Origin of the sequence: Pseudomonas sp. Irchel s3h14 (assembly GCF_900187425.1) — a bacterium.
Taxonomy (GTDB): Bacteria; Pseudomonadota; Gammaproteobacteria; order Pseudomonadales; family Pseudomonadaceae; genus Aquipseudomonas.
On sequence record NZ_FYDJ01000001.1, the window covers coordinates 715,598 to 734,890 of the forward strand.

Annotated in this window: 16 protein-coding genes and 1 tRNA gene; 6 read left to right on the top strand and 11 right to left on the bottom strand. The window is 58.0% G+C overall.

Features of this window, described 5'->3' with window-relative positions; translation table 11 throughout:
* Positions 1 to 83: 83 nt before the first annotated feature.
* Positions 84 to 1,205: a pyridoxal phosphate-dependent aminotransferase gene (locus tag CKW16_RS03420; protein ID WP_095127206.1), complete on the bottom strand. Its 1,122-nt coding sequence runs from the start codon at positions 1,203 to 1,205 to the stop codon at positions 84 to 86.
* 150 nt (positions 1,206 to 1,355) lie between these two features.
* On the opposite strand from CKW16_RS03420, the gene CKW16_RS03425 reads away from it, so the two are divergent.
* On the top strand, positions 1,356 to 2,009 hold the full coding sequence (locus CKW16_RS03425) for a peptidase M41 (protein ID WP_095127261.1): 654 nt from the start codon (positions 1,356 to 1,358) through the stop codon (positions 2,007 to 2,009).
* Positions 2,010 to 2,110: 101 nt separating this feature from the next.
* Here the strand turns inward: CKW16_RS03425 and CKW16_RS03430 are convergent, their stop codons facing one another.
* Positions 2,111 to 2,386, bottom strand: a complete 276-nt coding sequence (locus CKW16_RS03430) for a DUF3077 domain-containing protein (protein ID WP_095127207.1) — start codon at positions 2,384 to 2,386, stop codon at positions 2,111 to 2,113.
* A 493-nt stretch (positions 2,387 to 2,879) separates the two neighbouring features.
* Here CKW16_RS03430 and CKW16_RS03435 point away from each other — a divergent pair, with 493 nt between their 5' ends.
* A complete protein-coding gene (locus CKW16_RS03435) occupies positions 2,880 to 3,245 on the top strand; it encodes a type II toxin-antitoxin system RelE/ParE family toxin (RefSeq protein ID WP_095127208.1) in 366 nt (121 codons plus the stop codon).
* Positions 3,238 to 3,543, top strand: a complete 306-nt coding sequence (locus CKW16_RS03440; protein WP_095127209.1) for an XRE family transcriptional regulator — start codon at positions 3,238 to 3,240, stop codon at positions 3,541 to 3,543. Before CKW16_RS03435 ends, CKW16_RS03440 begins: the two co-directional genes overlap by 8 nt.
* 80 nt (positions 3,544 to 3,623) lie before the next feature.
* Here CKW16_RS03440 and CKW16_RS03445 read toward each other — a convergent pair.
* From CKW16_RS03445 to rpsU, 5 genes are all read right to left on the bottom strand, one after another.
* Positions 3,624 to 3,700 (bottom strand) — tRNA-Ile (locus CKW16_RS03445).
* Positions 3,701 to 3,715: 15 nt separating this feature from the next.
* Entirely contained in the window at positions 3,716 to 7,462 is a 3,747-nt protein-coding gene (locus CKW16_RS03450) for a bifunctional diguanylate cyclase/phosphodiesterase (protein ID WP_095127210.1), read from the bottom strand.
* Positions 7,463 to 7,584: 122 nt separating this feature from the next.
* Positions 7,585 to 9,435: an RNA polymerase sigma factor RpoD gene (rpoD, locus tag CKW16_RS03455; RefSeq protein WP_008147190.1), complete on the bottom strand. Its 1,851-nt coding sequence runs from the start codon at positions 9,433 to 9,435 to the stop codon at positions 7,585 to 7,587.
* Between the two features lie 67 nt (positions 9,436 to 9,502).
* Positions 9,503 to 11,470 carry a DNA primase gene (dnaG, locus tag CKW16_RS03465; protein WP_095127211.1) on the bottom strand — a complete coding sequence of 656 codons (1,968 nt, stop codon included), beginning with the start codon at positions 11,468 to 11,470 and terminating at the stop codon, positions 9,503 to 9,505.
* 482 nt (positions 11,471 to 11,952) lie between these two features.
* Positions 11,953 to 12,168, bottom strand: a complete 216-nt coding sequence (rpsU, locus tag CKW16_RS03470) for a 30S ribosomal protein S21 (RefSeq protein ID WP_002551877.1) — start codon at positions 12,166 to 12,168, stop codon at positions 11,953 to 11,955.
* A 199-nt stretch (positions 12,169 to 12,367) separates the two neighbouring features.
* Here rpsU and tsaD point away from each other — a divergent pair, with 199 nt between their 5' ends.
* Complete coding sequence (gene tsaD / locus CKW16_RS03475; RefSeq protein WP_046045367.1) at positions 12,368 to 13,393, top strand: tRNA (adenosine(37)-N6)-threonylcarbamoyltransferase complex transferase subunit TsaD; 1,026 nt, start codon at positions 12,368 to 12,370, stop codon at positions 13,391 to 13,393.
* Positions 13,394 to 13,428: 35 nt separating this feature from the next.
* On the opposite strand, the gene plsY is transcribed toward tsaD, so the two are convergent.
* Positions 13,429 to 13,998 carry a glycerol-3-phosphate 1-O-acyltransferase PlsY gene (plsY, locus tag CKW16_RS03480; protein WP_095127212.1) on the bottom strand — a complete coding sequence of 190 codons (570 nt, stop codon included), beginning with the start codon at positions 13,996 to 13,998 and terminating at the stop codon, positions 13,429 to 13,431.
* 74 nt (positions 13,999 to 14,072) lie between these two features.
* Between plsY and folB the strand changes: the two genes are divergently transcribed.
* Together folB and folK are read left to right on the top strand one after the other, a co-directional pair.
* On the top strand, positions 14,073 to 14,429 hold the full coding sequence (folB, locus tag CKW16_RS03485; RefSeq protein ID WP_008008297.1) for a dihydroneopterin aldolase: 357 nt from the start codon (positions 14,073 to 14,075) through the stop codon (positions 14,427 to 14,429).
* Positions 14,420 to 14,938, top strand: a complete 519-nt coding sequence (folK, locus tag CKW16_RS03490; protein WP_095127213.1) for a 2-amino-4-hydroxy-6-hydroxymethyldihydropteridine diphosphokinase — start codon at positions 14,420 to 14,422, stop codon at positions 14,936 to 14,938. Before folB ends, folK begins: the two co-directional genes overlap by 10 nt.
* A 98-nt stretch (positions 14,939 to 15,036) precedes the next feature.
* On the opposite strand, the gene CKW16_RS03495 is transcribed toward folK, so the two are convergent.
* The 3 genes from CKW16_RS03495 to CKW16_RS03505 form a co-directional block, all read right to left on the bottom strand.
* Positions 15,037 to 16,266 (bottom strand): multifunctional CCA addition/repair protein, encoded by a 1,230-nt coding sequence (locus CKW16_RS03495; protein WP_095127214.1) that lies wholly within the window; start codon positions 16,264 to 16,266, stop codon positions 15,037 to 15,039.
* 63 nt (positions 16,267 to 16,329) lie between these two features.
* On the bottom strand, positions 16,330 to 17,892 hold the full coding sequence (locus CKW16_RS03500; RefSeq protein ID WP_008147197.1) for a SpoVR family protein: 1,563 nt from the start codon (positions 17,890 to 17,892) through the stop codon (positions 16,330 to 16,332).
* Complete coding sequence (locus CKW16_RS03505; protein WP_095127215.1) at positions 17,889 to 19,160, bottom strand: YeaH/YhbH family protein; 1,272 nt, start codon at positions 19,158 to 19,160, stop codon at positions 17,889 to 17,891. The genes CKW16_RS03500 and CKW16_RS03505 overlap by 4 nt, the downstream gene beginning before the upstream one ends.
* Positions 19,161 to 19,293: the final 133 nt, after the last annotated feature.

Consider the following 19,293-nt stretch of genomic DNA (forward strand, 5'->3'; position numbering starts at 1 on the left):
TAGAACTGCTTTGTTTTTCAACTAGGTTGTACAAAAGAGCGGGTGCTTTGTGACGGTGATCTATTACAAAATGCAAGAAAGACCTAGGTTCGTAGGTGTAAGCCATTATTGTTTTCGACAACCTCGGCAAACACCTCCCGAAATCGCCTCATCTCCGCATCGGTGCCCACACTGACCCGAACCCAGGTCGGCCAGCTCTGCCACACACGTCCTATCAGGACGCCGCGCTCGGCAAGTGCGTGCACGACGCCTTCAGCCGGGCGTTTGACGTCGATCATGAAGCAATTGGCTTGCGACGCCGTGCAGCGAAAGCCGCGTGCTTTCAGCCAGGTAATGGTCTCGTCGCGCAACCGGGCGTTGTTTTGTTTTCGCTGCGGAAGCAGTTCAGTGTCTTCAAGGCTGGCTATGCCGCCCAGCAGTGTCGGGATGGCCGGCACGTTGTAACCGCCGAAGACTTCAAGTTGCTCAAGCAACGTCGGGTGACCCACCGCAATGCCGAGACGTGCGCCGGCCATGCCGTAGATTTTCGAGAAGGTGCGCAACACCAGCAGGTCTGGATGTTCCTTGACCAGCGGAATGCAGGTCGGCGCATCCGAGAAGTCAATGTAAGCCTCATCCACCAGCAGGATTGAACCCTTGGGCTTTTCGGCCAGCGCCCGTTCGATGTCCGCGCGCGGGGTGACGGTGCCTGTCGGATTATTCGGATTACACACGTAGATCAATCCAGCGTGCGGGTCAGCTGCCAGCATCCCGGGAATGTCGTGAGCATGCTTGGTGTTGAGTGGCACTTCATGCACCGAGACTTTTCGGCCGCGCGCTGCTTCAGCGGGATCTTCATAAGAAGGAACGGCCATCACCAGGCTGCCGTTTTGTGTGAAGGCGTGCACCGCGTGCTGCAACACCGCTTTGGAACCGCAGTAGGTCTGAACGTATTCTTCTGGCACACCCTGCTGTCGTGCGAACAGCGCATTGAGTGCGTATTGGGTTTTATAGGGATAGCGGCCGCATAAGGCGATCCCTTGCTGCATCGCCTGTCTGGCGGATTGCGCCGGTCCCCACGGGCTTTCATTGAAGTTGATCAGCACTTCATCCGAAGGGGCTGGCGCGGTGACGGCCGGGGTTTGCGCACGGACCCACGGCGTATGCGCCAGAAACGGCAGCACGGCAGCAAAACCCATGATCGAGCGGCGAGTGACATCAACCATAAAAACTCCCTTTTCTGAACGTCAGTTGCGCCTAGGCTTTGATTGGCCAGACAGTTGTGTGACGAGAGGGGCTACGGTTGATTTAGTCGAGGCTGGACGCCAACAGTAACGCGTAGTCGAATGCGAAACCGGGGATGCGAGGCGATGGAAATGACCAGGAAGATGCCTCCCGCTGTGCGGGAACATGCAGTGCAGATTGCCCATCACGAAATGGCGCACTACGTCATTGCCCGAGCCTTGGGGTTTGAAACGGGCGGCGTGACTCTGACAGTGACCATGGATTTAAGGCATCAAGGCGGGGCGTCCATTAGCTTGGTGCGGTCAATTTCGTCGATGGAAGCCATGAGGGAACATCTGGAAGCTCGGATGATGGTCCTGTTTGCTGGCGCTATGGGGCAGACATTAGCTTCAAAGCCTTCGCCCAAAAAAATCGTCGATAAGTCGAAAGCGACAGCCATCCTCAAAGGAGAGTTCGGGGCGGAACAGGATTACGCAAAAATAAGGGAGTTACGGCATTTGCTGCGCAATATCACCTACCCCGATACGGATCCGGCTTCGTCTGACCGCATAGCGGCTGAGCTGAAAGAGATTACTGAGCGCGTGTGGTTTCGGACTCAAAAAATCGTCGAGGCATTGGCCGATACGATTACCGAGTTGGGAGGGACGGTGGTAGACGGCATGGTCATCGTGGAACAGTGGGGTAGGGCGGCGGATACGTATGAGGTCGTGTTGACGGGGGAGATGCTTGAACGGCTGCGGCCGGTGCAGGCCATTCCTTCGTTAACTGTTGCTTCTAAAAGTTGAAGGTGATCTGCGCGTATGAAGATTGGAAGCCCCGAAAAGTCGGGGCGTATTTCAAGGAAGAGCTGCCGGTATTCTTCGGACTTCGCCGCAGTCCGAGCAGGTCACCGTGTCAGCACCTTCACCACATCATCAATCACCGCTTTGCTCATTGCCGTCAGATAGTGCGCGGCCCGGGCGTGGCGGTCGGTGTCTTTTGCGTAGGCGGCATCCACAGCAAGCGCTTTGGCTATGAAAAGAAAATCAGATGCCTGTGCCAGCGCGTCGCTGATAGGGACGCCAGCGCGGACGTTGAACAGCGCTTGATTCGAGCAATAAATCAACGGGGTAAAGCCGATGGTTTTCAGTTCTGAAGGTTCGGACGGGTTTGTTTTGCTCATGGTCTAGCTCCTAAGCTTGATGAGCTGCCACTTTCGTTTCCAAGCGAATGGGTGGCAGCTGTGCGCAGGTTGGAAACCGGGAGCTTAGGAAACCGGCACGTCCGAAGACGTCCCACGCACAGCCGCCATGACACAGGGATTGCAGCCGTAAAAACGTCTGAGGTCATGTTGGGCGCGTTGTTGCGATTCGCTCGTCGGGTTTCCAAGCCCGATCGCTGAATGGTCAGCGACGTCCGGAGAGTATCCCGTCAAAGAAAAGGCCAACAAGGCGGCAAAGTGCCCCAAATGCAAGTTTCGGAGTTTGCCTACAAGGTCTGCGGGCGTCATCCGATATTTCGACACCTTAAGTAAACACAACTAAACGCCAGGCACTGAACACCCACATCCACCAGAAACCCTCGTTAACAATTTCATTGGCAATCAAGGTGGCCGCACGGCCGTTAAAGTCTAGAGTTATTCCCTTGAGGTCATATTCCTTGGGTGGCATATTGGTATGGGTTGGGAGATTGAATACACCGATGAATTTGAAGGTTGGTGGGAGGGGTTGGATGCAAAGGAGCAAGCCTCGGTTTCAGCAAGCGTCGATCTGCTGGGGTTTTTCGGGCCGGGTCTGCGTTACCCGCATAGCAGCGATATTAAAGGCTCACGACTGGGCAATCTCCGAGAGTTGCGGGTCCTGCATGCGGGTCGACCTTATCGTGTGCTCTATGCGTTTGATCCACGCCGATGCGCGTTACTTTTAATCGGAGGGGACAAAACCGGTCGAAACCGTTGGTATGACGAGCATGTCCCGCAGGCGGAAACATTGTATGACGACCATTTGGAAACATTGCGTAAAGAGGGCCGCAACGATGGCTAAAAAATTTGCTGAACTTCAAGCTCGCATGACGCCGGAGTCTCGCGCTAACGCAGATCGGTTGTTCCAGCAGCACCTGAAAGAAATGCCTCTGCACGAGCTGCGTAAGGCCCAGGAGTTGAGTCAGGAAACGCTGGCCAAGACGCTGCACGTCAACCAGGCAGCGATCTCCAGAATGGAGCGGCGCACAGACATGTACATCAGCACCTTGCGAAACTACATCCGCGCCATGGGCGGCGAACTGGAAATTATCGCGACCTTTCCTGAGGGTCAGATCAGGATCGAGAATTTCGCCAACTGAGTGATGTTTCGGCAGGCGCTCGTCGCGATTGAGTATTCCAACCGACACGAAAAAGCCGCGCATTGCGCGGCTTTCTTGTTTGGTGGGCCCACACGGACTTGAACCGTGGACCAAAGGATTATGAGTCCTCTGCTCTAACCAACTGAGCTATAGGCCCTCAGTAGGCCGCGGATTATAGCGACGGTTTCTCGGCTGTGCTATCCGAAAAGTCTGAAATGGCTATACGAAGAAACGTCGCGGCAAATTCTTCCGGTGGCAAGGGCAGGCTGACGATGTAGCCCTGGATCTGTTCACAGCCTTCGGCAGCGAGGAATTGCTGCTGTGCGAGGGTTTCCACGCCCTCGGCAATGATGGTGAATTGCATGCTGCGGCCCAGGGCGATGATGGCGCGAACGATGGCTGCATCGTGGGGATCATCCGGCAGGCCGCGGACGAAAGACTGGTCGATCTTGAGAATGTCCAACGGCAGACGTTTGAGGTAACTCAGGGACGAGTAACCGGTGCCGAAGTCGTCGATCGCCAGTTGCACGCCCAGGTGTTTGAGTTGATGCAGCACTGCCAGCGCCTCTTCAGCCTGGCTCATGATGAAGTTTTCAGTAATTTCCAGTTGCAGGAAACCGGGTTTGAGGCGGTTGTCCTTGAGCAATTGTTCAATCCGGCCGAGCAGGTTCGGCTGACGCAATTGAGCGCCCGCGAGGTTGACCGATAGCGGGCCGACGGGTTCGTAAACCTGATTCCACTCGAACATCTGCCGGCAGGCGGTTTCGAGAACCCAATCGCCGATTTGCAGAATCATGCCGTTTTCTTCGGCCAGCGGAATGAAGTGCTCCGGCGGCACATCGCCGAAGGTCGGGTGACGCCAGCGAATGAGCGCTTCTGCGCCGACCAGGCGATGGTCGACCAGGCTGATCTTCGGTTGATAATGGAGGTGCAGTTCGTTGCGCTCGATCGCGCGTCGCAGCTCATGTTCCAGTGCCACTCGCTCGCTGGCTTGAGCAGTGAGGTCGCGGGTGTAGCTTTCGACCCGGTTGCGACCCTTGGCCTTGGAGCGGTACATCGCCGCATCGGCGTTCTTGACCAGCGTGGCGACGTCGCAGCCATCCTTGGGATACAGGCTGGTGCCGATACTGGCGCTGATAAAAAACTCATGTTCGCCAGCCTGGAACGGTGCACCAAAGCAATTGAGCAACTTGGTCGCGATGTTGTCGGCGTCACTGGATTGCTGCAGCCCGGGCAGCAGGATGATGAATTCGTCGCCGCCCAGTCGCGCCACGGTGTCGATGTCGCGCAACTGCTCCTTGAGGCGCACGGCAATGCCCTTGAGCAGCAGGTCGCCGACCGGGTGACCCAGGCTGTCGTTGATGTGTTTGAAACGGTCCAGGTCCAGGAACAGCACCGCGCCCTGGCCGCCGTTTTCCTGCTGGTTGTTGAGCGCGGTCAGCAGTCGGCTCTCGAACAGCGTGCGATTTGGCAGCCCGGTCAGCGGGTCGTGGTGTGCCTGGTAATCGAGCTTGGCCTGGGCATGTTTGAGGCTGGAAATGTCCGCGAACACCGCGACAAAGTGGGTGACGAATCTGTCCCGGTTGCGCACCGCACTGATGGTCAGCCAGCTCGGATAGAGCTCGCCATTCTTGCGCCGGTTGGAAATTTCGCCCTGCCAATGGCCTTCGGCAGTCAGTTGATGCCACATGGCGGCATAAAACGCGCTGTCGTGCAGGCCCGAGGCGAGCAGGCGAGGGGTGTGGCCCAATGCTTCGCTCTCGCTGTAGCCGGTGATTTCGGTAAACGCACGGTTGACCGCGCTGATGTGCTGTTGAGTGTCGGTGATCAATACACCTTCGGCGGTGCTCTCGAATACCGTGGCGGCCTGTTGCAGTTTCTCCTGCATCAGGTGTCGCTCGGTGATGTCCCGGGCTATGGTCAGCATGCAATCTTCATCGCCGATCGGTAGCGGACGGCTGGACACCTCGCAGAGGCGGATCTGTCCGTCGCTGCGGCGTATATGGCAACTGAAGTCGCGGACGAAACCGTCCCGGTGCAGCAGATCGAGCATCTGTTTGCGTTCGTTGAGATTGACCCAGATTCCCAGTTCGAGAGCGGAGCGATCCACGGACATCGCGCTGTTGAAACCGGTAATGCGACTGAAACCCTCGTTGACCTCAATCAGTAAACCGTCGCTCTGCCGGGACAATAGCAAGCCGTCGGGGGAGGCATGGAAGGCCTTGGCGAATTTCTCTTCGGAGGTTTGCAGCTGTTTCTGGGTTTCCTTGAGCTGGCTGATGTCCCGCACGACCACTACCAGCGCAGGGGTTGTATCGAGATCGAACGGCTCAGCGGAGATCAGGCCGGTAAACACTTGGCCATTGTTGCGGCGAAAGGGCATCTCCAGGTTACGGATGCTGCCGGCCTGCAACCGTTGCAACAAGCCCGGCCCGACGCCGGGTATGCCCCAGATGTTCAGGTCGGTGGCCGTCTGGCCGATGACGTCTTCGGCCTTGAGACCGATCTGTTCTTCGAACGCTTCGTTGACCTCCATCAGGCAGCCGTCGGAGAGTCGCGCGATGACCAGAATGTCCGGGCATTGCTGGAACACCGAGGCGAACTTCTGTTCCGACAGGCGCAACGCTTCTTCGGTGCGCTTGGCTTCGCTGATGTCGATCATCAGTCCGCGCATCACCGGTTCATGGCCGTGCTCGATCAGGCTGACGATATCGCGCACCCAAATGCAGCGGCCATCGGCGGTGATGACCCGGTAATCGTGGCTGTGATCGCGCCCGGCCAGTACTTCGTGATCGCAGAAGGTCTGGGCGCGGGTCAGGTCGGCCGGGTGGATAATGTTGCGCCAGAAGCCCGGAATCAGCCAATGAGACAAGGGGTAACCGAGCAGATCCTCGGCATGGGGGGACACATAGCTGTAGGTGAAATCGCTGATCTGCGCTTCCCAGGCGATGGCCGAAAGACTCTCCACCAGCCCGCGGTAATGGTATTCGCTGCTGCGCAGTTCTTGCTCCAGGTCGACCCGGCGGGCAATTTCTGAACTCAGCCGGCGGTTGACCCGGATAACCATCGCCAGCACGATGATCAGCAGCAGCAATCCCGGTAGACCGTAAACCAGCAGATCGTTCCAGAATGTTCGATGATCGAGGACGTTGCCGATCCAGTGCTCCTGAATCTCATTGATTTCGTCCGGGGTCATGTCCGCCAGGACTTTATCCAGAATACCGACCAGTACCTTGTTGTTCCGGGGCACGCCCATTGCCAATTGATAACGATAGGGGGTTTCGCCGCTGACGTAGAGCCCGTCGAGCTTGAGCTGACGCAGGCTCCAGACGCTGGAGGCGAGATCGCCGACCACCGCATCCACTTCATCGGTAGCCAGCGCCTGCAGCGCTGAGCTGACGTTAGGCATCGCCACCAGATTGAGGTCGGGATTGTGGGTGCGCAACAGCTCGTGGGGTGCGTAGTTTTCCACCACGGCGACTTTCAGACCGTACAAGTCTTTGAGTTTGCGTGGCTGGGGGCCTCCGACATGGGCCAGGATGACAATCGGAAAGTCCAGGTAGGGGCGGGTGAATGACAGGTAAGTCTGGCGCTCCGGGGTCGACATGATGCCGGGCAACAGGTCCAGTTTGGCTTGTTTGGCTTGCTCCAGGACGACGGTCCAGCTGACGGGCTCGATGGGCGTGAGCTTGATGGCCAGGCGTTGACGGATGAGTTCGATATAGTCTGCTGCAAGGCCCTGATAGCGGCCCTGATCGTCGCGAAACTCGAAGGGTGGCCATGACGCATCGACACCCAGGCGCAAGTCCGGGTGAGCCGCCAGCCAGCTACGTTCTTCGTCGGTCAGAGTCAGCGCGCCAGCCGTTGCGGTCCAGGTCAATAGCGACAGCAAAAAAAGCACGGTCGGCAGTCTGGGCATAACGGTCTCGTTATGGCTCGGGGAATGTTTCGAGTGTAGACGGGCAATTCGGAGGGGGGGAGGTGCGGGGGATTTAATCTGTATAAAAGCAAAACCCCCGGCCTGGGCCGGGGGGGTTGTTGTTACTCGTCGAGGAAGGAGCGCAAATGCTCGCTTCTCGTCGGGTGGCGCAGCTTGCGCAGCGCCTTGGCTTCGATCTGACGAATCCGTTCACGGGTCACGTCGAACTGCTTACCAACCTCCTCGAGGGTGTGGTCGGTATTCATGTCGATACCGAAGCGCATGCGCAGAACCTTGGCTTCACGGGCAGTGAGGCCGGACAGAACTTCGCGAGTCGCTTCTTTAAGGCTCTCAACAGTGGCGACATCGATTGGCGACTGCATGGTCGAGTCTTCGATGAAGTCACCCAAATGGGAGTCTTCGTCATCACCGATCGGGGTTTCCATGGAGATCGGCTCTTTAGCGATCTTCAATACCTTGCGGATCTTGTCCTCAGGCATTTCCATGCGTTCGCCCAACTCTTCCGGGGTCGGTTCGCGACCCATTTCCTGCAACATCTGGCGGGAAATGCGGTTGAGCTTGTTGATCGTCTCGATCATGTGCACCGGAATACGGATGGTGCGGGCCTGGTCGGCGATCGAGCGAGTGATCGCTTGACGGATCCACCAGGTGGCATAAGTCGAGAACTTGTAGCCGCGGCGGTATTCGAATTTGTCTACCGCTTTCATCAAACCGATGTTGCCTTCCTGGATCAGATCGAGGAATTGCAGGCCACGGTTGGTGTACTTCTTGGCGATGGAGATCACCAGACGCAAGTTCGCTTCTACCATCTCTTTCTTCGCGCGGCGGGCCTTGGCCTCACCGATCGACATGCGACGGTTGATGTCCTTGATCTCGGCGATCGTCAAACCGGTTTCGGTTTGCAGCGCGGTCAGCTTCTGCTGGCAACGAATGATGTCCGGTTGCAGGCGACCAATGGCTTCAGCGTATTTGCTTTTGCCTTTGGCCAGTGCGTCGGTCCAGCTTTCGTCAACTTCGTTGCCCGGGAACTGGCGCAGGAAGTCGGCACGCGGCATGCGGGCATCACGAACGCAAAGTTGCATGATCGCGCGCTCTTGCTGACGCAGACGATCCAGGGCACTGCGAACACGCTCGACCAGGCCTTCGAATTGCTTCGGAACCAGTTTGATCGGCATGAACAGCTCAGCCAGAAGCACCAGCTCGGCAATTGCCAGCTTGTTGCCACGACCGTGCTTTTTCAGCGCCTTGCGGGTGATTTCCATCTGATCGGAGACAGCGCCAAAGCGCTGAGCTGCGATGACCGGATCCGGACCGCTTTCGGCTTCTTCTTCGTCGTCGGTGCTGGCTTCAGCGTCATCGTCGTCGGTGTCGTCGTCCGCTTTCACGGCTTTCGGGTCGACAGGCGGCGGCACTTCTGCAGCAGGCGGCGCAATGCCGTCGTCCGGGTCGATATAACCGCTCAGGACGTCGGACAGGCGGCCACCTTCGGTGGTGACGCGAGTGTATTCGGACAGAATGTGGTCAACCGTGCCAGGGAAGTGCGCAATTGCGCCCATCACTTCGCGGATGCCCTCTTCAATACGCTTGGCGATTTCAATTTCGCCTTCACGTGTGAGGAGCTCTACCGTACCCATTTCACGCATGTACATGCGCACTGGGTCGGTAGTGCGACCAATGTCGGTCTCGACCGCTGCCAACGCTGCTGCTGCCTCTTCGGCCGCGGCTTCGTCGGTATCGGCGTCGGCCAGCATAAGGGAATCCTTATCTGGCGCAACCTCGAATACGTTGATCCCCATGTCATTGATCATGCGGATGATGTCTTCCACCTGTTCCGGATCTGAAATATCCTCCGGCAGGTGGTCGTTGACCTCCGCGTAAGTCAGGTAACCCTGCTCACGACCAAGTGTGATCAACTCTTTGATACGAGACTGCTGTTGCGCTTTTCCGGACATAACACCCTATCCACTGAAGGTCTTGGCGGGCAAAAAACAAGCCGAGGATTATACCTGAGCTATGACCTCACGCGCCAGTTGAGGTCGGGCTTGATGCGGAAACATTGCGACTTAATAGGTCGCGCAGTTGATTTTTCTCTTCGGCACTCAGTTCACTTTGACGTGCTTTCCTGAGAAGTTGTTCCAGGTTTCGCTCGCGTTGGCGGGCTGACAAGCTAGTAATGGTGTCGAAAAACTGTTGTTCAAGGTTATCTCCGTCAATCAGCCATTCCTTTTCCGCCAGCGCCTTGAGCAAACGTCCTTGCTCCGTACCGTGCCAGCGTGCAATCAATTGAAATGAGTTTAGCTTGGGATTCTTCTGTACGGCTTCGAGAAGGGCCACCAGTAATTGCGTGTTGGTGTGATCCTCGGCAGCAAAGTGCCCGGCATCCTCGACTTTCTCGGCCAATTGCGGGTGATGCAACAGCGTACGCAAGGCGGCCAGGGTCGGCGGCTCTACAGCGGCCGGCACCCGTGGCGCGCGGGGTTGATCTTGATCACCGCCGCGTTTGCCGTTTTTGTCCCACGGTTTTTTGTCCCATTTTTTGCCGCCGGCGCCGGGTTTCTTCGGCGTCCATTCCTGCTGCGGCGCATACATCTCTTGTGCCTGCGGCTGATGGTAGTCGCTGTAATCCGGCATGGCGTCGTAATCGATGCCCGGGTCGTACGCCGGCGGTGATTCCTGAGGTGCGCTTTGTACCAGTTGGCTCACGGCTTCACCGCTAAGCCCGGTAATTTCGGTCAGACGCTGACGCATCAGGATGCGCAGGTTCGCCCCCGGGACTTTGTCGATCAGCGGCGCGGCGAGGGTGGCCATGTGGGCCTTGCCTTCGAGCGAGCGTGGGTCCGATTCCTCGGTCAGCTGTTGAAAAAAATAATCCGCTAATGGTTGGGCGTGCTGGTTGATCCGTGCGCGGAAGGCATCGGTGCCTTCGGAGCGGACCAGCGTGTCCGGGTCTTCGCCTTCGGGGAGGAACAGAAAGCGTGCGCGCCGCCCGTCCTGCAGGCTCGGCAGCGCTGCCTCCAATGCCCGCCAGGCGGCATTTCGACCTGCCTGATCGCCGTCGAAACAGAACAGCACGTTGGGCACGACGCGAAACAGACGCTTCAAGTGCTCTTCGCTGGTGGCGGTGCCCAGGGTCGCGACAGCATTGCGCAAGCCTTGCTGGGCGAGGGCGATAACATCCATGTAGCCTTCGACGACGATGATTTCGTCGAGGTTGCGGTTGTTCTTGCGTGCTTCATAAAGGCCGTAGAGTTCCTGGCCCTTATGGAATACCGGGGTTTCCGGTGAGTTCAGGTATTTCGGCTTGTCGTCGCCCAATACCCGGCCGCCGAAGGCGATGATTCGCCCGCGGCTGTCGCGGATCGGGAACATCACGCGATCGCGGAAGCGGTCATAGCGTTTGCCGGTTTCGGCGTTCTCGATCAGCAGGCCGGCATCAATCATGGCTTTCTGTTGCAGGGTGTCGCTGCTCAAATGCTTGAACAGATTGTCCCAGCCAGGTGGGGCAAAGCCGAGGCCGAAGTCTCGGGCGATTTCACCGGTCAACCCGCGACCTTTCAAGTAATCCACAGCTGCTTTTCGCGATGGATGGCTTTTCAGTGCCTGACGGTAAAAGTCGGCGGCGGCGGTGAGTAGCGGGTAGAGCGGCGAATCGGTCGGCTGTCGCGGTTTGTGCGGCCGTCCGCTTTCTTCGCGGGGGATTTCCATGCCGGCGGCTTTGGCCAGTTCTTCGACAGCCTGGACGAAATCCAGATTGTCGTGGTCCATCATGAAGCCGAGGGCGTTGCCGCCAGCGCCGCAGCCAAAGCAATAATAGAACTGCTTGTCGGGGCTGACGCTGAAGGAGGGGGTTTTCTCTTTGTGAAACGGGCAGCAGGCGGTGTAATTCTTGCCGGCCTTTTTCATTTGCAGGCGCGAGCTGACCACATCGACGATGTCGGTGCGGTTCAGAAGGTCGTCAATGAAGCTCTGGGGAATTAGCCCGGCCATGGCGTTCTCGTCATCTGCGCTGCAATTGATCCGAAACGAAGGGCGGCTGAGCGCGGGTCGTTGTTTGAGGCGCGCAAAATGTGCGGCTCGACCAGTGTCGTCTGCGTAATCGCTGTCGGGAAGTGTATCTGCCGAAAATCCACTGACGTTAGTACCAATCAGTATTCGACTATTTGAAAGTGTTGCGCTGAAATCCGCTGCGGCCAGTCGATGGCCTCGGATAGCTCATAAGCTGGCACGCAAGAAGGTGCCTTGGGCTGATCGTCGTGAGAGGAATCAGTGGGTGTGCTCGTCAGTAGCCTTGGAAGGCTCGTCAGAAAAGACGTGCACCGCTGGCAAAAGAGCCAGGTCTGACGCTGTGAAGCAGATTTGTCTCGGTCGCGTCTGCGGCTTTGACGGTGAAGCATCAAGCGTTTTCCGCAAATGCCATTAGCCCGGCTGAGGGCCGGGCTTGGCAGAAGCTTGCTACGAACGTCTGTGTATTAGTACAGACGAACGGCGCGGCGCTGTTCGCGCTGAACTTTCTTGGCGTGACGCTTAACAGCGGCTGCTGCTTTGCGCTTACGCTCAGAAGTAGGCTTCTCGTAGAATTCGCGGCTACGAACTTCAGCCAGTACACCGGCTTTTTCGCAGGAGCGCTTGAAACGACGCAGAGCTACGTCGAAGGGTTCGTTCTCTTTTACTTTGACGGCTGGCATCCAGAGCTACCTTCATTCATTACCGGGGTCAACATCCTCGTGGCAAAAGAGCACTTGAAGACGTCGGTTTTTAAGGGTTGCGGATGTTAACCCCTCATCGCTCGGAATGCAAAGCCTCTGATCGAAAACCGCTGGTCGGGGCATCACGTGGCGACTATTATGCGCGCCTTCGAATTCAGCCTAAACAAGGCGCAAACCCATGCTAGTACTGGGATTAGAAACCTCCTGCGACGAAACCGGTGTCGCATTATATGACAGTGAACGCGGCCTGCTGGCCGACGCGCTGTTCAGCCAGATCGACCTGCACCGCGCCTATGGCGGGGTCGTGCCGGAGCTGGCCTCGCGTGATCACGTCAAACGCATGCTGCCCTTGATTCGTCAGGTGTTGGCTGAAGCTGACTGTGTGCCGACCGAGATCGACGCCATCGCTTATACCGCGGGTCCTGGCCTGGTCGGTGCCTTGCTGGTGGGCGCTTCCTGCGCTCAGGCGCTGGCTTTCGCCTGGGGTATTCCGGCGCTGGGTGTGCACCACATGGAGGGTCATCTACTGGCGCCGATGCTGGAGTCGCAACCACCGGAATTCCCGTTCGTCGCTTTGTTGGTGTCTGGTGGTCATACGCAACTGGTTCAGGTTGACGGGATCGGTCAATACACGCTCTTGGGTGAGACCCTCGACGATGCCGCCGGTGAAGCTTTTGACAAGACCGCGAAGATGATGGGGCTCAATTATCCGGGTGGCCCGGAAATCGCTCGGCTGGCGGAGCAGGGGGTTGCAGGACGTTTCACTTTCCCGCGTCCGATGTGCGACCGTCCGGGCCTGGCTTTCAGCTTCAGTGGCTTGAAAACCTTCGCCCTGAACACCTGGCAGCAGAGCGTCAGTGCCGGGGACGACAGCGAGCAAGCCCGTTGCGACATCTCGCTGGCGTTCCAGCAGGCCGTGGTGGAGACTTTGACCATCAAGTGCAAGCGTGCCCTGAAACAGGCCGGTATGAAGCGTCTGGTGATTGCTGGCGGCGTCAGCGCCAACAAGGCACTGCGTACTTCGCTGGAGAAGATGCTCGGCGACATGAAGGGCGATGTTTTTTATGCCCGTCCGGAGTTCTGCACTGACAACGGCGCGATGATTGCCTTTGCCGGCTGCCAGCGTTTGCAGGCCGGTCAGCATGAAAGCCTGGCGATCAGCGTGCAGGCGCGTTGGCCGATGGAGCAATTGTCGGCGCTGTGATGATGTGCGGGATGAGCGGCGCTCATGCCCGGTATTTAAAAATGCCGTTCGCGCCCGGCAAATAGGTCGCGTAGATTGCCCCGATGGCGCCAGACGATCAGTCCCGTGAGTGCGCTCATGGGTAGCAGTGCCGCCGGCTCCTGCCAGGCCAGCAGCGGCAGGGTCAGCGGTGTGGCGATCAAGGCTGCCAGTGAGCTGGTGCGGGTCAGGTAGAACGTCAGCAGCCAGGCGCAGACTGCCAGCAGTGCGGCGGGCGGGTAGAGCCCCAGCAGCATGCCGGCAGAGGTGGCGACACCCTTGCCGCCGCGGAAGCGAAAGTACAGCGGGAACAGGTGGCCGATGACGGCACAGACGCCGATCCAGGCCTGCTCCTGAAGCGAAAGGCCCGCAACGCCGGCGATCAGTACGGGTAGCAGGCCTTTGAAGAGGTCCCCGATCAAGGTCAGGACGGCGAGTTTTTTGCCGGCCAGGCGCAACATGTTGGTGGCGCCGGCATTGCCCGAGCCACTCATTCGCGGATCGGGTTTACCGGTCAGGCGGCTGAGCAAAATGGCGAAGGACAGAGAGCCGAGCAGGTAGGCGAGGGTCGCCAGTAACCAAAACATGCTAACTATTCCGGGCGAGGACGCCCTGATTCTAACGGCGCATTGCGCCCTTGTCGTGCAGCGGAGAAAAGTGCTTGGACAGAGTGTTTATCGAGGGCCTGGAAGTCGACACCGTGATTGGTGCCTACGACTGGGAGCGAGGCATCCGACAGTGCTTGCGTCTTGATCTGAGTTTCGCCTGGGATAATCGCCCGGCCGCCGCCGGAGATGACCTGACGCTGGCGCTCGATTACGCCAGTGTGTCGTCGCGAATTCAGGCCTTTGCCGAGCAGGCGCAGTTCCAGCTGGTCGAGACCTTCGCCGAGCGTCTGGCTGAAGTCCTGATGAGCGAATTCAACATCACCTGGATGCGCCTCAAGCTGACCAAGCCAGGCGCCATCCCGGCTGCCACGGGTGGTGTGGGCGTGGAGATCGAGCGCGGATGTCGCTGACTCAGGTGTATCTCGGGCTTGGTAGCAATATCGAGCGCGAATCCCATTTGCAGGCTGGCCTGGAAGCCTTGACAGGTTTTCTGGTGGATATACGCTGCTCGGCGGTGTTCGAAAGCCAGCCGGTGGGGATCAAGAGCGGGCCATTCTTCAATTTTGTGGTATCGGCTTTTACCGATTTGCCGCTAATGGAGCTGGATCGCCGGCTGAAATTCATCGAGGCGGACAATGGCCGTTATGCGCCGGACCGCAAAGGTTTGCCGCTGGATATCGACGTTTTGCTGTTCGGTGACCTGGTGGGCAACTTCGATGGCTTGATCCTGCCGCGGGCAGAAATTCTGAAAAATGCCTTCGTGCTGTGGCCGTTGTCGCTGATTGCGCCGGATCGCGTGCATCCGGGTGTAGGCAAGAGCTTTGCGACGTTGTGGCGCGAGGCGCAGATTGATCAGGTGTTGGCGCCGGTGGCGTTTGAGTGGCGCGGTGAGCAGTTGACCCCTTCAGATCTGTTGTGATCTTGCGAGCGCCATCGCGAGCAAGCTTTGCTCCTACAGGAACTACGCTGACCCTGTAGGAGCGAGCGGTGCGGCGATCCGACTTGACCGCGATGCTTTCAGGCAGACGCCGCTTCTTTGTAAGCCTTCAGCGCCTTGAGTCGTTCGCGCTTGATCGCCTCACCCAGCTCCGGCCCTTTGAATCCCTTCTCCATCAACGGCTGAACCGCTACGGTCCGAGCAGCATTCGCTGCCCCCCGCAAATAATCAGCCTGTGGGTAACTTCGTTGCTCCAGCCCTTTACGTCCACGCGCGTCCATCTCGCACGCCGCGATAAATTCCTCGAACCGATGCGGCCGGCGGTAAACGTCAAAACTCTGCAGCAACTCCAGCAAGGTCGACGGCTTCAGCTCTAGGGCGCGATGGCCGTGGGTGTGATATTCGCCCACCAGCAGAGCCAGTTCCTGACAGTCCTTCGGTGCCTTGAAGCGTTCGTTGACCGCTTTGATCAGCTTCAAGCCCTTGTGCTCGTGGGCAATGTGTCGGGGCCATTCCTCCTCAGGTGTCAGTCCCTTCCCGAGGTCGTGCAGCAGGCAGGCCCAGCGCACGGTGAGTGGTTGTTTGTGTCGCGCCGCTTGCTCCAGCACGCTCAATGTGTGCACGCCCGTGTCGATTTCCGGGTGGTGGGCTTCCGGTTGCGGTACGCCGAACAGGGCATCGACTTCCGGCATCAATACCTTGAGAGCGCCACACTCGCGCAGTACTTCGATGAACACCTGTGGCTGATCTTCCATCAGGGCGCGGGAAATTTCCTTCCAGCTGCGTTCCGCGGTCAAGGCTTCCAGTTCGCCTGATTCGCTGAGTTGGCGCATCAGTTCCAGTGTCTCCGGCGCGACGGTGAAACCGAGCCCAGAATAACGAGCAGCGAAGCGAGCAACACGCAGAACCCGGAGCGGATCTTCGGCGAACGCGGGGGAAACGTGACGAAGCAAGCGCGCCTCGAGATCGCGCTGGCCGTGGTAAGGATCGGTCAGGTTCTGCTGATCGTCTTCGGCCATGGCATTGATGGTCAGGTCACGACGGATCAGGTCTTCTTCGAGGGTGACTTCGGGGCTGGCGTGAAAGGTAAAGCCGCCGTAACCGCGTCCGCTTTTGCGCTCGGTCCGGGCGAGGGCGTATTCCTCACCGCTTTTTGGGTGAAGAAATACCGGGAAATCAGCACCCACCGGGCGAAAGCCCTTGGCGAGCATTTCTTCAGTGGTAGCGCCAACCACAACCCAGTCGATGTCGGTGACAGGCTTGCCCAGCAGGCGATCACGTACCGCGCCGCCGACTTTATAAATCTGCATAAAAAACCTCCGTTAGCCCGACAGAATAACCTTTGCGTCGAACCTCCGGAGGCACAAACAAGATCAAAGATGGATGACAGCCAGGTCCAGCCGGCCGTAATCCCCTTCACTGTGTTCACCTCTGGGCGGAACATGATGGGTTTTCATCACCTGGTCGCCTTGCAGGGTTTCCAGATGAATATCGAAGCCCCAGAGCCGGTGCAGGTGTTTGAGCACTTCCTCGGTGGACTCGCCCAGCGGTTTGCGGTCGTGTTGCTGGTGACGCAAGGTCAGCGAGCGGTCACCACGCCGGTCGATGCTGTAGATCTGCACGTTGGGTTCACGATTGCCGAGGTTGTACTGCGCCGCCAGGGTTTCACGGATGATGCGGTAGCCACCTTCGTCATGAATGGCCGGGACCAGCAGATCCTCCTTCTGGTCGTCATCAAGGATGCTGAACAACTTCAGGTCACGGATCACCTGGGGTGACAGGTACTGCAGGATGAAGCTTTCATCCTTGAAGCTGCTCATGGCGAACTTGATGCTCGACAGCCAGTCGGTGCCGGCAATCTCAGGGAACCAGCGGTAGTCCTCTTCGGTAGGGTGTTCACACATGCGGCGGATGTCCCGATACATGGCAAAACCCAGGGTGTAGGGGTTGATGCCGTTGTAGTAGGGGCTGTCGAAGCCGGGTTGGTAGACCACGCTGGTGTGGGACGTCAAAAACTCCATCATGAAGCCGTCGGTCACCAGGCCTTCGTCATACAGGTCGTTCATCAGGGTGTAATGCCAGAACGTGGCCCAGCCCTCGTTCATCACCTGAGTCTGACGTTGCGGGTAGAAATACTGAGCGATCTTGCGCACGATCCGCACGATTTCCCGCTGCCATGGTTCCAGCAGCGGTGCGTGTTTTTCGATGAAATAGAGAATATTTTCCTGAGGTTCGGCGGGGAAGCGCGCGTTGTCCTTGTCGCTGTACTTGTCTGCACCTTTTGGAATGGTCCGCCACAGATCGTTGATCTGTTTCTGCAAATGCTCTTCCCGATCCTTTTGCCGGCGACGTTCTTCTTCGGCGGAAATCGGATATGGGCGTTTGTAGCGATCTACCCCGTAGTTCATCAAGGCGTGGCAGGAATCCAGCAGGTCCTCGACCGCGTCGATACCGTGGCGCTCTTCGCACTGCATGATGTACTGCTTGGCGAAGACCAGGTAATCGATGATCGAACTGGCGTCAGTCCAGGTGCGGAACAGGTAGTTGCCTTTGAAAAAACTGTTATGCCCGTAGCAGGCATGGGCGACGACCAACGCCTGCATGCAGATGGTGTTTTCTTCCATCAAGTAGGCGATGCACGGGTCCGAGTTGATCACGATTTCGTACGCCAGCCCCATCTGGCCGCGAGAGTAGGATTTTTCGGTGCTGAGGAAGTGTTTGCCGTAGGACCAATGGTGATAACCCAGCGGCATGCCGACGGAGGCGTAGGCATCCATCATCTGCTCGGCGGTGATCACTTCGATCTGGTTAGGGTAAGTATCGAGCGCGTAGCGGGCCGCCAGGCGACTGATTTCTTTGTCGTAGGCCTGAATCAGCTCGAACGTCCATTCGGAGCCGGTGGAAATGGGTTGGCGCTTCTGCTCTTTGGCGGTCATGTCACTAACCTGCGCTGGAAGAGTTCACGGAAGACCGGATAGATATCGCCGGCCGAGACCAGTTGTTGCTGGGCAAAAGTGTCAGAGAAGGCTTCAGCGATGCGTTCGTACTCGAACCACAGGGCCTGATGTTCGCGCGGGGTGATCTCAACGTAAGTGTAGTACTGCACGAACGGCATGATCTGGTTGATCAGAATGTCGCGGCAGATTGGCGAGTCATCGTTCCAGTTATCGCCGTCGGAGGCCTGGGCGGCATAGATGTTCCACTCATTGCTCGGATAGCGTTCGGCCATGATCTCCTGCATCAGTTTCAAGGCGCTGGAAACGATGGTGCCGCCGGTTTCGCGGGAGTAGAAAAACTCCTCTTCATCCACTTCCCGGGCGCTTGTGTGGTGGCGGATGAACACGACGTCGATCTTGTCGTAGTTACGCTTGAGAAACAGGTACAGCAGGATAAAGAAGCGCTTGGCGATGTCCTTGGTCGCCTGGGTCATGGAGCCGGACACGTCCATCAGGCAAAACATCACCGCCTTGGAACTGGGGTTAGGTTGCTTGATGAGCAGGTTGTACTTGAGGTCGAAGGTATCGAGGAACGGTACGCGATGAATGCGTGCACTGAGTTTTTCGATTTCTGCTTCGATTTTCTGAATATCGCCGAAGTTGTCAGGCTCATCCCGCTTCAATCGCAGCAGTTCTTCTTTGGCTTCGCGTAATTTTGCCCGGCTGCTGCCAGACAGGGCGATTCGCCGTGCATGGGCCGAGCGCAAGGTGCGGATGATGTTGATCCGCGACGGATTGCCCTCGTTACTGATCCCGGCACGAACGGTCTTGAAGGTGTCAGTGCCGGTCAGGTTGCGCTTGACCAGGTTCGGCAGTTCAAGGTCCTCGAACATGAATTCGAGGAATTCCTCCTGGGTGATCTGGAAGACGAATTCGTCCATCCCTTCGCCCGAGTTGCCGGCCTTGCCAGGGCCTCTGCCACCGCCACCTCCGGGCGGGCGGGCAATGTGCTCGCCGCTGGTGAATTCCTTGTTGCCCGGGTGCACGACGGTCTGCTTGCCACCGCGACCGTGGTGAAGCACCGGCTCGTCAATGTCGCGACCGGGGATGCTGATCTGTTCGCCGTGCTCCATATCGGTAATGGAACGCCGGCTGACCGCCTCTTCGACAGCCTTTTTGATGTGATCACGGTAACGCCGCAGAAACCGCTGACGGTTCACCGTGCTCTTGTTCTTGCCATTGAGACGTCGGTCGATCACATAGCTCATGACTGCTCCTTAGAAGCTGTCCTGAAAGGGGCGAGCGGTTATGCAGCATCGACACCGAGCCAAGGGATGTTCACGCTCCCCCAAGCGCTTTTGGACGCTGCCTGAACCTCGCTACCGACTTTCGAACACCTTC

Excerpts from the sequence above, each read along its gene's own strand:
- CKW16_RS03440 (WP_095127209.1), top strand. The coding sequence starts at position 3,238 with ATGGCTAAAAAATTTGCTGAACTTCAAGCTCGCATGACGCCGGAGTCT.
- tsaD (WP_046045367.1), top strand. The coding sequence starts at position 12,368 with ATGCTAGTACTGGGATTAGAAACCTCCTGCGACGAAACCGGTGTCGCA.
- CKW16_RS03500 (WP_008147197.1), bottom strand. The coding sequence starts at position 17,892 with ATGACCGCCAAAGAGCAGAAGCGCCAACCCATTTCCACCGGCTCCGAA.
- CKW16_RS03425 (WP_095127261.1), top strand. The coding sequence starts at position 1,356 with ATGACCAGGAAGATGCCTCCCGCTGTGCGGGAACATGCAGTGCAGATT.
- CKW16_RS03435 (WP_095127208.1), top strand. The coding sequence starts at position 2,880 with ATGGGTTGGGAGATTGAATACACCGATGAATTTGAAGGTTGGTGGGAG.
- CKW16_RS03450 (WP_095127210.1), bottom strand. The coding sequence starts at position 7,462 with ATGCCCAGACTGCCGACCGTGCTTTTTTTGCTGTCGCTATTGACCTGG.
- rpoD (WP_008147190.1), bottom strand. The coding sequence starts at position 9,435 with ATGTCCGGAAAAGCGCAACAGCAGTCTCGTATCAAAGAGTTGATCACA.
- CKW16_RS03430 (WP_095127207.1), bottom strand. The coding sequence starts at position 2,386 with ATGAGCAAAACAAACCCGTCCGAACCTTCAGAACTGAAAACCATCGGC.
- CKW16_RS03505 (WP_095127215.1), bottom strand. The coding sequence starts at position 19,160 with ATGAGCTATGTGATCGACCGACGTCTCAATGGCAAGAACAAGAGCACG.
- CKW16_RS03420 (WP_095127206.1), bottom strand. The coding sequence starts at position 1,205 with ATGGTTGATGTCACTCGCCGCTCGATCATGGGTTTTGCTGCCGTGCTG.
- plsY (WP_095127212.1), bottom strand. The coding sequence starts at position 13,998 with ATGTTTTGGTTACTGGCGACCCTCGCCTACCTGCTCGGCTCTCTGTCC.
- CKW16_RS03495 (WP_095127214.1), bottom strand. The coding sequence starts at position 16,266 with ATGCAGATTTATAAAGTCGGCGGCGCGGTACGTGATCGCCTGCTGGGC.
- dnaG (WP_095127211.1), bottom strand. The coding sequence starts at position 11,470 with ATGGCCGGGCTAATTCCCCAGAGCTTCATTGACGACCTTCTGAACCGC.
- rpsU (WP_002551877.1), bottom strand. The coding sequence starts at position 12,168 with ATGCCAGCCGTCAAAGTAAAAGAGAACGAACCCTTCGACGTAGCTCTG.
- folK (WP_095127213.1), top strand. The coding sequence starts at position 14,420 with ATGTCGCTGACTCAGGTGTATCTCGGGCTTGGTAGCAATATCGAGCGC.